The organism is Bacillus paralicheniformis, assembly GCF_001042485.2.
GTDB classification, from domain to species: Bacteria; Bacillota; Bacilli; order Bacillales; family Bacillaceae; genus Bacillus; species Bacillus paralicheniformis.
Map to the genome: position 1 here is coordinate 109,229 of NZ_LBMN02000009.1, position 14,230 is coordinate 123,458.

The 14,230-nt window shown below is 46.1% G+C and carries 12 protein-coding genes and 1 pseudogene; 2 read left to right on the forward strand and 11 right to left on the reverse strand.

Annotated features, from left to right (window positions below):
- Nucleotides 1-30: 30 nt before the first annotated feature.
- From mdh to citZ, 3 genes are all read right to left on the reverse strand, one after another.
- Entirely contained in the window at nt 31-969 is a 939-nt protein-coding gene (gene mdh / locus ACH97_RS08100) for a malate dehydrogenase (RefSeq protein WP_020452553.1), read from the reverse strand.
- Between the two features lie 47 nt (nt 970-1,016).
- On the reverse strand, nt 1,017-2,288 hold the full coding sequence (gene icd, locus ACH97_RS08105; RefSeq protein ID WP_023855485.1) for an NADP-dependent isocitrate dehydrogenase: 1,272 nt from the start codon (nt 2,286-2,288) through the stop codon (nt 1,017-1,019).
- 166 nt (nt 2,289-2,454) lie between these two features.
- Entirely contained in the window at nt 2,455-3,573 is a 1,119-nt protein-coding gene (gene citZ, locus ACH97_RS08110; protein WP_020452555.1) for a citrate synthase, read from the reverse strand.
- A 626-nt stretch (nt 3,574-4,199) separates the two neighbouring features.
- On the opposite strand from citZ, the gene bglS reads away from it, so the two are divergent.
- Nucleotides 4,200-4,931 (forward strand): beta-glucanase, encoded by a 732-nt coding sequence (bglS, locus tag ACH97_RS08120; protein WP_020452556.1) that lies wholly within the window; start codon nt 4,200-4,202, stop codon nt 4,929-4,931.
- A gap of 256 nt (nt 4,932-5,187) precedes the next feature.
- Here the strand turns inward: bglS and ACH97_RS23400 are convergent.
- Both ACH97_RS23400 and ACH97_RS08130 read right to left on the reverse strand, forming a co-directional pair.
- A pseudogene (locus tag ACH97_RS23400) lies at nt 5,188-5,335 on the reverse strand (transporter); the annotation flags it as partial.
- 265 nt (nt 5,336-5,600) lie between these two features.
- Entirely contained in the window at nt 5,601-6,065 is a 465-nt protein-coding gene (locus ACH97_RS08130) for a DUF441 domain-containing protein (protein WP_020452557.1), read from the reverse strand.
- A gap of 101 nt (nt 6,066-6,166) precedes the next feature.
- Between ACH97_RS08130 and ytvI the strand changes: the two genes are divergently transcribed.
- Nucleotides 6,167-7,282 (forward strand): sporulation integral membrane protein YtvI, encoded by a 1,116-nt coding sequence (ytvI, locus tag ACH97_RS08135; protein ID WP_048350179.1) that lies wholly within the window; start codon nt 6,167-6,169, stop codon nt 7,280-7,282.
- Between the two features lie 42 nt (nt 7,283-7,324).
- On the opposite strand, the gene ACH97_RS08140 is transcribed toward ytvI, so the two are convergent.
- From ACH97_RS08140 to ystJ, 6 genes are all read right to left on the reverse strand, one after another.
- Complete coding sequence (locus tag ACH97_RS08140) at nt 7,325-7,711, reverse strand: FxsA family protein (protein ID WP_020452559.1); 387 nt, start codon at nt 7,709-7,711, stop codon at nt 7,325-7,327.
- 94 nt (nt 7,712-7,805) lie between these two features.
- Nucleotides 7,806-9,563, reverse strand: a complete 1,758-nt coding sequence (gene pyk, locus ACH97_RS08145) for a pyruvate kinase (RefSeq protein ID WP_020452560.1) — start codon at nt 9,561-9,563, stop codon at nt 7,806-7,808.
- 24 nt (nt 9,564-9,587) lie between these two features.
- Nucleotides 9,588-10,547, reverse strand: a complete 960-nt coding sequence (gene pfkA / locus ACH97_RS08150; RefSeq protein WP_020452561.1) for a 6-phosphofructokinase — start codon at nt 10,545-10,547, stop codon at nt 9,588-9,590.
- Nucleotides 10,548-10,789: 242 nt separating this feature from the next.
- A complete protein-coding gene (gene accA / locus ACH97_RS08155; protein WP_020452562.1) occupies nt 10,790-11,767 on the reverse strand; it encodes an acetyl-CoA carboxylase carboxyl transferase subunit alpha in 978 nt (325 codons plus the stop codon).
- The gene (gene accD, locus ACH97_RS08160) at nt 11,752-12,627 is read right to left on the reverse strand and encodes an acetyl-CoA carboxylase, carboxyltransferase subunit beta (protein ID WP_020452563.1); all 876 of its coding nucleotides are present in this window, start codon (nt 12,625-12,627) and stop codon (nt 11,752-11,754) included. Before accD ends, accA begins: the two co-directional genes overlap by 16 nt.
- 362 nt (nt 12,628-12,989) lie before the next feature.
- Nucleotides 12,990-14,225, reverse strand: coding sequence for an NADP-dependent malic enzyme (gene ystJ, locus ACH97_RS08165; RefSeq protein WP_020452564.1), 1,236 nt, complete (start codon nt 14,223-14,225; stop codon nt 12,990-12,992).
- Between the last annotated feature and the right edge of the window lie 5 nt (nt 14,226-14,230).

The window sequence follows — 14,230 nt, forward strand, 5'->3', positions numbered from 1 at the left end:
GGCTTGTATAAAGCCTTCCTGCTGTTTTCATTATGATAATACTTTCATGACGTTTTTGACTGATTCAACGGATCGATCAAGCTGACTTCTTTCTGTTTCAGTCAGTTCAAGTTCAATGATCTGTTCAAGACCGTTTCCGCCGATAATCGTCGGAACGCCGAGGTAAATGCCTTCATAGCCGTATTCGCCTTCAAGGTAGGCAATAGTCGGCAGCACGCGGCGCTGGTCTTTTAAGATTGCTTCAACCATTTCTGTCAGGGAAGCGGCTGGCGCATAATACGCACTTCCGTTTCCTAACAGGTTGACAATTTCTCCCCCGCCTTTTCTCGTTCTTTCAACAATCGCATCGATCCGGTCTTTCGGAAGAAGCGTTTCAAGCGGAATGCCGCCTGCATAAGAGTAGCGAACGAGCGGAACCATATCGTCCCCGTGTCCGCCCAGTACAAAACCTGTAATGTCTTTGACGGAAAGGTTGAGCTCCTGAGCGACAAACGTTCTGAATCTTGCCGTATCCAAAACTCCCGACTGGCCGATGACCCGCTCTTTCGGGAAGCCCGATTCTTTATAGACGGCGTATGTCATCGCATCCACAGGGTTTGTCAGAACGACGATGATACAATCAGGTGAGTATTTAACAACTTCCTTCGTTACGCTCCTCATGATCTTTTCATTTGTAGCCACGAGGTCGTCCCGGCTCATTCCCGGCTTTCTTGCGATTCCCGCCGTGATGACGACGATATCTGAGCCGGCCGTATCTTCGTAGTTTGCCGTTCCTGTAATATTCGCGTCAAATCCTTGGACAGGGCTCGCTTCCAGCATATCGAGCGCTTTCCCTTTTGTAGGGTTTTCAAGCTGCGGAATGTCGACTAGCACGACGTCAGCCAATTCTTTTTGAGCCGTTAAAAACGCAGTTGTTGCACCTGTAAAGCCCGCTCCGATGACAGATACTTTATTTCGCTTCTTTCCCATGTTTTCTACCCCTTTTAATTGTTGTTGTTTTACCCCAAAACAGCCGTTTAAGACATATTTTTGATAAGCTCATCACCGAATTCAGAGCATTTAACTTCAGTCGCGCCGTCCATCAAACGAGCGAAATCGTATGTGACGACTTTGGATGCGATTGTTTTCTCCATAGATTTAATCACAAGGTCGGCAGCTTCATTCCAGCCCAAATGCTCAAGAAGCAGCACGCCGGATAGGATGACTGAAGACGGGTTTACTTTGTCTAGGCCAGCATATTTTGGAGCTGTACCATGTGTCGCTTCAAAGATGGCGTGTCCTGTCTCATAGTTGATGTTTGCTCCAGGAGCGATGCCGATTCCGCCGACTTGGGCAGCAAGCGCATCTGAAATGTAGTCCCCGTTCAGGTTCATTGTCGCCACAACATCAAACTCGGCAGGGCGGGTCAGGATCTGCTGAAGGAAGATGTCAGCGATGCTGTCTTTGATGATGATTTTGCCGGCCGCTTCAGCTTCGCTTTGCGCTTTGTTTGCAGCGTCTTTGCCGTCTTTTTCAGCGATGCGGTCGTATTCGGCCCATGTGAATACTTTATCGCCGAATTCTTTTTCAGCCACTTCATAGCCCCAGTTTTTAAAGGCGCCTTCCGTGAATTTCATGATGTTTCCTTTATGGACGAGCGTTACAGATTTGCGGCCGTGCTCGATTGCATACTCGATCGCAGCTCTGACAAGCCTTGACGTTCCTTCTTCAGAAACCGGCTTGATACCGATGCCTGATGTTTCAGGGAAACGGATTTTGTTAACGCCAAGCTCGTTTTTCAGGAATGAAATCAGCTTTTGAACTTCTTCAGAGCCTTTCGCGTATTCGATGCCGGCATAGATATCTTCAGTATTTTCGCGGAAGATGACCATATCCGTATCTTCAGGGCGCTTAACCGGTGAAGGAACGCCTGTGAAATAGCGGACAGGACGCAGGCATGTAAACAGGTCAAGCTCTTGTCTTAGCGCTACGTTTAATGAGCGGATTCCGCCGCCTACAGGAGTTGTTAAAGGACCTTTAATCGCGATCAGGTATTCGCGGATCGTATCAAGCGTTTCTTCAGGAAGCCATTCGCCTGTTTTGTTGTACGCTTTTTCCCCGGCGTAGACTTCTTTCCAAGTGATTTCCTTTTCGCCGTTATACGCTTTCTCCACAGCCGCTTCAAGAACCCTTGAAGCCGCTCTCCAAATATCAGGACCTGTTCCGTCCCCTTCAATAAACGGGATAACCGGGTTGTTTGGAACGTTTAATACTCCGCCGGAGACTGTAATTTTTTCGCCTTGTGCCACAATAAAACCTCCCATAATATGTAATTCTTCAATATAGAAAAACATTTGTTTCCCCCGTTTGGCGGGGGACAAACATGTTTTTTCATAGATTCATGAAATCGTTGTTTCCTAAGAAAGCCGTTAAGAGGCCGGCCGAACAAAGCTCGAACAGCCTCCTTTCAAACGGTCAGCTTCTGTCTTCAATCGGAATGAACGTCTGCATGTCAGGGCCGGTGTAATCAGCCCGCGGACGAATCAGTCGGTTATTTTCATACTGTTCGAGAATGTGAGCGAGCCAGCCTGATACCCTGCTGATCGCAAAAATCGGCGTGAACAGATCATGGTCGATTCCTAAGCTATGATAAACCGACGCAGAATAAAAGTCTACGTTTGGCGGCAGCTTTTTCTGAGACGTGACGATTTCCTCAGTCCGCTCTGAAATCTCATACCATTTGCTTTCACCCGTTAAATTCGTCAAACGTCTGCTCATTTCCTTCAAATGTTTTGCGCGGGGATCGCCCTGGCGGTATACGCGGTGGCCGAACCCCATGATCTTTTCTTTCTTTTCAAGCTTGGCGTGAATATATGAATCTACGTTTTCAACCTCGCCAATCTCAGAAAGCATTTTCATAACTGCTTCGTTTGCTCCGCCGTGAAGCGGACCTTTCAAGGCCCCGATTGCGGCCGTGATCCCTGAGTAGACGTCTGAAAGCGTCGCGACGCATACTCTGGCTGTGAACGTAGATGCGTTCAGCTCATGATCCGCATGCAGAATCAAGGCTTTGTCAAACGCTTCCACTTCAACAGGTGAAGGTTCTTTTCCATTCAGCATATAGAGAAAGTTGGCGGCAAAACCGAGTTCCGGATTCGGCTCAATCGGCTCGAGCCCTTTGCGGATTCTTGAAAAAGCAGCGACAAGCGCAGGCATCTTCGCTTGGAGACGCACCGCTTTTCTGTAGTTTGCTTCCGCATCCATTTGATCTGCTTCTTCGTCAAACAGTCCGAGTAAAGAAACGGCTGTCCGAAGAGCTGCCATCGGGTGGACTTTTCCATTCGAGTAGGATTTGAAATGGTCAATCACTTCTTTGGGGATACCGGCATTTTCAGAAAGCTGTTTTTTAAGCTCTGCGAGCTCCTCTTTGTTCGGCAGCTTTAAATGCCAAAGCAGATAAACAACTTCTTCAAAGCTAGCTTTTTCTGTCAAATCATCGATGTTATACCCTACATATGTAAGAGTATCATCAATAATTGAACTTACTGATGATGTAGTGGCGACTACCCCTTCAAGGCCGCGTGTTGCTGTCATACTCATCTCTCCCTTTTTTTAAAAATTTCCCCTTTTAAAATTAAACCAAAACCTAGGAGCAAAAACAACGCATGTTGTATACATCTTCTTCAACCCAAAAAGAAAATGCTTACATTAAATCGTTTTTCAAATAAAACAATCGTGCGTTTCTATATACCGTTCGATACTCCGATATGCTTAATAAAGATTAAGCATATTTATATTATAAACAATAATCTGATAAATTTGTAGGTTTTTGATCAAAAATGCTTTCAAAGCCTTATAAATCAAGGGTTCGTAGTTATTTATTATCAATCGACAGCTTTGTAGAATCATGTATTCTTCTGTATCTATTTGAGGGAGGTTTTGGGAAGGGATTTTTATTAAAAGTGGACAGACGTATTCCTCCAGTTCTTTCATACTAATCGGTTTATGATTTTCACCTATAATAAATTTATAAACAAAAGAAAAAGAGATAAAATCTTTTACTTGTTACTTTACAGCAAGTCCCCTTCATCCGTTTTAAAACAAACGGGGGGAGTTTTTATGAATGAAAAGTTATTATCATTATTTTGACTGATGTTCCCTTTTAAAAGAATCAGGTATGATCGATAAAGAAAACGTTTTCAAAGAAAGGGGAATGCCACATGCCTTATCGTATGAAACGAGTGTTGCTGCTTCTTGTCACCGGATTGTTTTTGAGTTTGTCTGCAGTCACTTCTACTGCCTCGGCTCAAGCAGGCGGATCGTTTTTTGACCCTTTTAACAGCTATAACTCCGGTGTATGGCAGAAAGCAAATGGTTATTCGAATGGAGGTGTGTTCAACTGCACTTGGCGTGCAAATAACGTATCAATGACATCATTAGGTGAAATGCGTTTGGGGCTAACAAGTCCATCTTATAACAAGTTTGACTGCGGGGAAAATCGCTCTGTTCAAACATATGGATATGGACTTTATGAAGTCAGAATGAAACCAGCTAAAAACGTAGGGATCGTTTCATCGTTCTTCACTTACACAGGTCCAACGGATGGAACTCCTTGGGATGAGATTGATATCGAATTTTTAGGAAAAGACACAACAAAGGTTCAGTTTAACTACTATACGAATGGTGTAGGAAACCATGAGAAGCTTGTGAATCTCGGATTTGATGCATCCAATTCCTATCATACGTATGCGTTCGATTGGCAGCCAAACTCGATTAAATGGTATGTCGATGGGCAATTAAAACATACCGCGACGAGCCAAATTCCGACTACGCCAGGAAAGATCATGATGAACTTGTGGAATGGTATTGGTGTCGATGACTGGCTCGGTTCCTACAACGGTGTAACACCTCTATACGCTCATTACGACTGGGTGCGTTATACAAAAAAATAATCTCAAAAATGATAAGAGCCTGCTGCCTCAACCTAAGCAGGCTCTTATCATTGTAATGAGAAGTTGTTGGCATGATTAGTCTTTTATACAATCTTATCGAGATGATGACAGCCCTCTTTCTGGGTTTGCTTTTTTTGCTTCTTTAGTTCTCTTTCTTTTGTGAAAATGACATCTTCATATCCTTCAATTTTTTGATGGTTTCTTCAATTTCTTTCTGTTTTCTAGCAATTTTTCTCTTTCGTTCACTAAAATCACTTGCTGCCGTCCGCGCCGCAATCATATCCGACGTCTCAGTTAGCAGAAAAAATAAACTCTCCGGCACTGAACAGAACTCCCAATTCGACAGCCATCATAATAAAGGATGCGATAACTGATGCAAGCGTTTCAGCCCGAAAGAGACGATAGATCATTTTTTCTTTTTATCCAAGCTTACCTGCTGAAGACTCCACAAATAAAAACCCACAAATTCGAAATAAACGGTCATATTTCCCCACACAGGTTTTTGACAAACTGAGCCCTCTTTTATAGAGGGCCTTATTTTTTTGCACCAGCTGACTTCTATTTACAGATTTTTAGGAGTTTTAACTGCGTTATGTATGTTTATTTTTAGTTGCGAACGTTTTTTCAAACTAAAAAACCCCCTGAAACAGGGGGAGCTGGCCCGCATTTCTAAGATGTAAAATGCTGGACAGCCTGCATGACAAGATAGGCGATCCCGGCACCGATGAGCGGGCCGACGGCAACACCTTTGAATAAAGCGACCGCTAAAATCGTTCCAAATACAAGAGCGGTGGTGATATGCGGGTCTTCCGCGAGCAATGTGATCCCGTTTTTGGCGATCAATGCTACGAGAATGCCCGCCCCGAGTGCGATCCATGCGTAATATGATTTCATCGCTTCGCCAAGCTGTTTAAAGCCGATCTCTCCAGTGGCAATCGGCACAAGGACCGCTATTGTAATAACGGTAACTCCCCAGTTAATCCCTTTGGATTGGATGGCCGGAAACAGCTTTTGATCGAGGCCGGTCAGCTTGATCAAAAGCAGGACGGATACCGCGATGATCAACGACTGATTTTTCGCGATTAATGCGATGGCCAAAAGCAGGATCAAAAATAAATTAGCTTGAGTAAACATGCTGTATTCAACTCCATTTTTTTATGACCTTTCTCATAATAACAGGACTCAAGAATAAAATGAAATAAGGACATGCTTTCTAATATCAGGAGGATGCAGAATTGAATCAATCCTATCTCACAGCTGCGCTTCGGGCAGTGTATGTGCTGTTTTTGACCGCTGCTTGCGGAGCGGTCGGCTACTACTCTTTTCCGTTAACCTATCCTTTTGTGATTGCGCTTATTCTCGCCATCATGATCAACCCTTTTGTGGAATGGCTCGATAAGCGGACCGGGCTCCCGAGAGGCGTTAATGTCGGCATCGTGCTATGCGGCTTTTTGATCGCCGGAGCCGGCTTTTTGACACTGGTCGTTGCCGAGATTGTCTCTGAAACGGCTCATTTGGCTAAAATACTCCCCGTCCAGTTTAATAAAGCCGCTCTTTATATCGAATCGTTTTTTACGAATCAAATCATGCCGCTGTATAATCAGCTTGCCGCTTTTTTTGACGGGCTCGAAGCCGCCCAGCAGGAATCGATCATTACACAGGTCCAAAATTTGGGCAGTGAACTCGCATCAGGCACCGCTTTGTTTCTTTCAAAAATTCTTGAGATGGTGCCCCTCTTTTTCGCCTTTCTGCCGAATATGGCGGCCGTGCTGATCTTTTCGCTCCTGGCCACTTTTTTTATCAGCAAAGATTTGCATAAAATACAAAACAAGGCGCGGTCTGTTCTTCCTGATCGGCTGATCTCGGGTGCAGCGGCTGTCTATGCGGAATTGAAAAGAGCGCTGGCAGGCTTTGTCAAGGCCCAGCTTACCCTTGTGGCGATGACGATGGTGCTGGTGTTGATCGGGCTTTCTGTGTTGAAGGTTAATCATGCTGTCGCCATCGCTTTTCTCATCGGGCTGGTCGACCTGCTGCCGTATTTGGGAGCGGGGTCTGTATTTGTGCCGTGGATCGTCTATTTAGCAGCATCCAAGCAGCTGCCGCTTGCGATCGGCCTCGGAGTCCTGTACATCGTCGTGCTCGTCTTCAGGCAGCTGGCCGAACCGAAGATTTTGAGCCGGTCAATCGGACTTCACCCTTTGGGAACATTGATCGCGCTGTTTGCCGGTTTCAAATTGTTTGGCTTTCTCGGATTGATCATGGGCCCCGCCCTTCTCGTTCTCATTCAGGCTCTCTTTACAACAGGTATTTTTAAAGACGTATGGCAGTTTATTAAAGGAAATGAAAAATAAGCGGCAGCCTGCTTTTTCCAATGCGGGCCGCCGCTTATCGGGTTATTTGATGATGTTGATCCGCCTGCCTTCAGACATCCTCTTCAGCTTGCGGGATATAAACGGTTTGAAACGGCTGCGCGTTGCCGGCAGCAGCAGCAGTAAACCGATGATATCCGATAAAAAGCCGGGCAGCAAAAGCAGCATGCCGCCTATGAAAATACAAAGCCCGTCCAAAATCGCATCCCCAGGCATTTTTCCATACTGAAGATCGCGCTGAACTTTGTAGTAAACTTCGATTCCTTGTTTTTTGGCGAGAGCGGCCCCGAGAAATCCCGTCAAGATGATCAGCAAAACGGTCGGCAAGACACCGATCCAATTAGCGGACAAGAGGAACAGACCGATTTCACTCGCTGGAAAAATGACGAGAAATAATAAGAAAAACTTCATTGTCTTCACCTCATAATTCTAATATGGAAGCGAACGGCCGCCCTGTCGCCTGCAAAAAAAGAAGGGAAAGCTTCCCTTCTTCTTCAATAAGCGATTAAAGTACGCTTGCACGTCCTTTGTAAACAGCTCCGCGGGCGGAGTCGACCGTAATGTCTTCTCCCTCTTTGAGAATGGAAGTCGCATTTTCCATTCCGACGATGACAGGGATGCCGAGGCTCAAGCCTACGACTGCCGCGTGGCTGGTTAAACCGCCTTCTTCAGTAATCAGCGCAGCCGCTTTTTCAAGGGACGCCATCATGTCACGATCCGTGCTTTTTGTAACCAAAACGGCGCCATCTTTCATTTTTTTATCCGCTTCTTGTGCATTTTGAGCGATGACCACTTCACCAAACGCGGATTTGCGTCCGATTCCCTGGCCTTTTGCGACCACGTCTCCGACAACATACACTTTCATCAAGTTTGTTGTGCCGGCTTCACCGACAGCTCCGGCCGTGATAACGATCAAGTCGCCGTGGCGTACGATGCCTGTGTCGAGAGATTTTTGCACTGCTTTTTCAAGCATTTCGTCAGTCGAGCTGTGGTTTTGTCCGCTTGTTGCGAAAACACCGAAGACAAGAGACAGCTTTCTTGAAACCGCATCATTTACCGTAACTGCGACAATCGGCGCCTGCGGGCGATATTTGGAAATCATTCTCGCCGTATGACCGCTTTCTGTCGGTGTGACGATGGCATTCACGTCAAGGTTGATTGCCGTATGCGCCACAGACTGGCCGATGGCATCTGTAATTGACATGCTGACTTGCTTGCTTCGTGCAGAAAGGATCTTTTTATGGTTGAGCGCTTCTTCTGAACGGGAAGCGATATTGTGCATCGTCTGAACGGCTTCAACAGGGTAATTTCCCGCAGCAGTTTCACCTGAAAGCATAATCGCGTCAGTTCCGTCAAAGATCGCATTGGCAACGTCGCTCGCTTCCGCGCGTGTCGGACGCGGATTGCGCTGCATGCTGTCGAGCATTTGGGTAGCCGTGATAACAGGCTTGCCAAGCGCATTGCATTTTTTGATCAGTTCTTTTTGAACGAGCGGCACTTCTTCAGCAGGGATTTCAACACCAAGGTCTCCACGTGCGACCATCAGACCGTCTGATACTTCAAGAATGGCATCGATGTTGTCAACGCCTTCCTGGTTTTCGATTTTTGGAATGATTTGAATATCTGCCGCATTGTGCTCTTCAAGAAGTTCGCGGATTTCAAGAACATCCGACGGACGGCGCACAAAAGATGCCGCGATAAAATCAACACCCTGCTCGATACCGAACACAATGTCGTTAGCGTCTTTTTCCGTAATTCCCGGAAGATTGACGCTGACGCCCGGCACATTCACGCCTTTTTTGTTTTTCAGCGTTCCGCTGTTCATTACTTTCGTGACGATTTCACGCTTGTCCTTGTTGACATCAGTGACTTCAAGTCCGATCAGTCCATCGTCAAGCAAAATCGTTGAACCAATTGATACATCGTGAATCAACCCATCATATGTAACTGAGATTTTTTCAGGCGTACCGATGACTTCTTCCATTGACACGATCAGCTGAGAACCCGCTTCCAGTTCGATTGAACCGCCTTCCATTGTGTGCGTGCGGATTTCCGGACCTTTCGTATCAAGAAGGATACCGATATCTTTTCCCAGCTTGCCGGCTGCTTCGCGAATGTTTTTAATTCTTGCGCCGTGCTCTTCGAAATCTCCATGGGAAAAGTTCAAGCGCGCCACGTTCATTCCGGCTTCCATCAGCTGGGTGAGCTTTTCAACAGTTTCGCTGGCCGGCCCAATTGTACAAACTATTTTAGTCTTTCTCATATTGCTTCCTCCTCGGGTTTTACACTAGATTGACAGTTCTTGAGACAAGCGGTACATGCTTTGATCAATTGTATGTTTATGATCGAGTATTTCAATGATATCATGATGCACAAGCTGGTTATTTTGAATTCCGACACAGCGTCCGCCTTTTCCTTCAAGAAGCAGTTCAACCGCAAATGCCCCTAGACGGCTTGCCAATACACGGTCTGCTGCAGTCGGAGAACCGCCGCGCTGGATATGTCCAAGCACCGATACTCTAGTTTCGAGATTTGTGGCTTCTTCAATTCTTTTGCCGAATTCAACGCCGCTTCCGACGCCTTCCGCCACAATGATGATGCTGTGTTTTTTGCCGCGCTCATGCCCTCTTTTCAGCCTCGCAATAATTTCTTCCATATCGTAGTCAGCTTCAGGGATCAAAATGGATTCCGCGCCTCCTGCCAAACCTGACCATAAAGCAATGTCCCCGGCATGGCGGCCCATTACTTCAATCACGTATGTACGTTCGTGGGATGTAGCTGTATCCCTGATTTTATCGATGGCATCGATAACGGTATTTAACGCCGTATCAAATCCGATCGTCAAATCTGTTCCAGGGATGTCATTGTCGATTGTTCCCGGCACTCCGACACAAGGAAAACCGTGTTCTGTCAGCTTTTTCGCTCCCATATAAGAACCGTCTCCGCCAATGACGACTAATCCTTCTATACCATATTTTTTTAAATTCGCTATTCCTTTTTCCCGTCCTTCTACCGTTTTAAACTCAGGACACCTTGCTGTATATAGCTTCGTTCCTCCGCGGTGAATGATATCTCCGACAGAACCGATTTCAAGCTTTTCTATTTTTCCGCTGATTAAACCTGAATACCCGTTGTAAATTCCGTATACTTCTACGTCATGGTAGATTGCTTTCCTGACAACCGCGCGGACCGCCGCGTTCATTCCCGGGGAATCTCCGCCGCTCGTCAATACTCCGATACGTTTCATCTTTTTCACCTCGAAAACATATATAATTTACCTTAACACGTTCATTGCCGCTAAAACAATGAAAAAGGGATGAAAATTTTCCGAAAATCCCTATAAAACCTTACTCATTATACAATTAAACAAAAAGTTTTTAAATAAATTTTAAGCAAACTCTTTGAAAAATCGCGGGTGAAAGACACAATCCTTTCACTTTTCACCTTTATCCATAAAAAATAAACGTGAGCCAAAGGCCTCACGTTTATTTATTTTATCCCAACAAATTGGTTTTCAGTCGAAATTTTTCCAATTGATTTATACTTGTTATATCTTTGTTGAATCAGCTCGTTCTTATCCAGTTTCAGCAAGGATTTAAGCTCTCTTTTCAGCGCTTCATCGATGTAGGCGGCCTGCTGCTCTACATCGCGGTGCGCTCCGCCTCTTACTTCTTTTATAACATGATCTATAATATCCAATTCTTTAAGGTCCGGAGCGGTGATTTTCATTGTTTCTGCCGCTTTTTTCGCGAGTCCTGAATCCTTCCAGAGGATAGCAGCCGCTCCCTCGGGAGAGATCACCGAATAAGTTGAGTTTTCCAGCATCAATAAGCGGTTTGCGACGCCGAGCGCAAGCGCTCCCCCGCTGCCGCCTTCCCCGATGACGATCGAGATGACCGGCACAGAGAGTCCCGCCATTTCAAAAAGATTCTTGGCAATTGCTTCGCTTTGCCCCCGCTCTTCAGCTGCTTTTCCAGGGTATGCTCCTTTTGTATCAATAAAGCAGATGATCGGCCTGTTAAATTTATCGGCCTGCTTCATCAGCCTGAGCGCTTTGCGGTAGCCTTCCGGATGCGGCATTCCGAAGTTGCGGCGGATGTTTTCTTTTGTATCCTTGCCGCGCTGTTGGCCGATCACTGTCACAGGAAGGCCCCGGAATTTGGCAATTCCGCCGACAATCGCTTCATCATCACCGAAATATCGATCTCCGTGGCATTCAAAAAAATCGGTAAAGAGATGTTCGATATAATCGAGCGTTGTCGGACGGTTCGGATGCCTTGCAATCTGGACTCTGTCCCAGGCTTTCAGATTTGTATAAATGTCTTCTTCAAGCCTTTCAAGACGAGCTTCAAGCTTCGTAATTTCAGAGCTTAAATCCATATCGGAATCCTGTGTGAACCTTTTCAATTCGGCGATCTTTTCACGCAGTTCGACCACCGGTTTTTCAAATTCTAATTCTCCAGCCACTCGAGATCACCTCCAGTTTGGTGCATTTTCAAAATGCTGCCGAGCGTTTTTTTCATGTCTGCTCTGTGAACGACGGAATCAAGCTGTCCGTGCTTTAACAGAAATTCCGCAGTCTGAAAATCCTCAGGCAGTTCTTCACGGATGGTTTGTTCGATAATTCTTCTTCCGGCAAAGCCAATCAGCGCGCCCGGCTCGGCAAGGTTGTAATCGCCGAGAGATGCAAAGCTTGCGGATACACCGCCTGTTGTCGGATGTGTCATCACCGAAATGATCAAGCCCTGCTCTTCACTGAACAGCTTTAAAGCGGAGCTTGTTTTAGCCATTTGCATCAAGCTGAGAAGGCCTTCCTGCATTCTCGCACCGCCTGATGCGGTAAAAATAATGAAAGGCACTTTTTCTTCTCTTGCCTTTTCGATCGCCAGCGTAATTTTTTCGCCTACGACAGACCCCATGCTTCCCATTCTGAAAGATGAATCCATCACGGCAACGACTGCCGGAGATCCGTCAACCGTCCCTTTTCCGGTGACAACCGCTTCATTCAGCGATGTTTTTTCCCGGTCTTTTTGCAGTTTCTCAAGGTATCCTGGGAATTCCAGCGGGTTTTCAGACATCATATCCTGATTGAATTCTTCAAAGGAGCCATCGTCCAGCAGGCTTTTTATACGCTGCTTCGCGTTCATTTGAAGATGGTAACCGCAGTTCATGCAGACCCTTAAGTTTTTATCCAGCTCTTTTGTGAGCATGATTTTTTTGCAATCCGGGCATTTTGTCATGATCCCTTCCGGTACATCTTGCTTTGCTGATTCCGCGGGAACGGAAGCGTATTTTTTTTTCTTTTTGCTGAATATATCTTTTAACAAAAGATTACCTCCCTTTTCTGAAGGGTTTTCTTCATGTATGCCTGTCCTGTTTATAGACTAGAACATCACTATACCGAAACTATTGTACTTTTTTTGTCAAACGGTGTCATCCTCAATTCGACATTTTTGACCGGCAAACAGCCGAATCGCACTTGATGCGGTTAGAGACTGACAAATTGATATATCAGCCTTGAGAGCGGATACAAAAGTCCGGAAAAGCGATTTGAAAAAATTTTTTACAGCCCGCATATTCCCTTACAAGTGTCCCCAATAAGAGGAAAAACTGTACATCATATTCGAGAAACAGCGCGTGACGGCTCTTTAGGCCAGAGCAATCACGCGCTGATCACAAAAATGGAGTTTTATTTTCCTTCAATTACTGCAAGCTTTCTTGTCTTTTCAGCGACTTCTTCAGGATCGACATCGATTCGTGCAACACCTGTTTCCATCGCGGCTTTCGCTACCGCTTTGGCAACGGCCGGTGCGACCCTTGGATCGAACGGAGCCGGAATGACATATTCGGGGCTCAGCTCTTCGTCGGAAACGAGTGATGCGATCGCCTCAACCGCGGCGATTTTCATTTCTTCGTTAATATGTGTCGCGCGGACGTCGAGCGCCCCGCGGAAGATGCCGGGGAATGCGAGAACGTTGTTCACTTGGTTAGGGAAGTCAGAGCGTCCCGTTCCAACGACGCTTGCTCCGGCTTCATGCGCTTCAGCAGGCATGATTTCAGGATTTGGATTCGCCATGGCGAAGATGATCGGTTTGTCAGCCATGCTTTCAACCATTTCTTTTGTCAAAGCGCCTTCGACGGAAACTCCGATAAAGACATCGGCGTCTTTGATCACATCTTTGAGCGATCCGTCTATGCGGTTTTTGTTCGTATATTTTGCGACTTCATCTTTAACAGCGTTCATGCCGTTCGGACGGCCTTCGTAAATCGCGCCTTTCGTGTCGCACATGATGATATCGCGCACGCCGAAATGATAAAGAAGCTTAATAATGGCAATTCCCGCTGCCCCGGCGCCGTTTGCCACGACTTTGACGGAAGACATCGATTTGCCAGACAGCTTAAGCGCATTGACGAGACCGGCTACCGTAACGATTGCAGTACCGTGCTGGTCATCGTGAAACACCGGGATTTTTGTTTCTTTTTTGAGGCGTTCTTCAATGACAAAACAGTTCGGCGCTGCAATGTCTTCAAGATTGACGCCGCCGAATGTCGGCTCAAGCAGCTTGACCGTCTCAACAATTTTGTCGACATCAGATGTATTTAAACAGATTGGGAATGCGTCCACACCGGCAAAGCTTTTGAAAAGAACCGCTTTTCCTTCCATAACCGGAAGGGCGGCTTCAGGGCCGATATTGCCGAGACCGAGCACTGCCGTTCCGTCCGAGACGACTGCTACCATGTTTCCCTTCATTGTATAATCGTATACTTTGCTGTTATCATCGTAAATCGCTTTGCAGGGCTCAGCCACACCCGGAGAATATGCAAGGCTTAAATCATCCGCATTGCGAACCTGCACTTTTGATTTTGATTCCAATTTGCCCTGGTTTACTTTGTGCATATGCAGCGCTTTTTCTTTCAATGACATGTTAA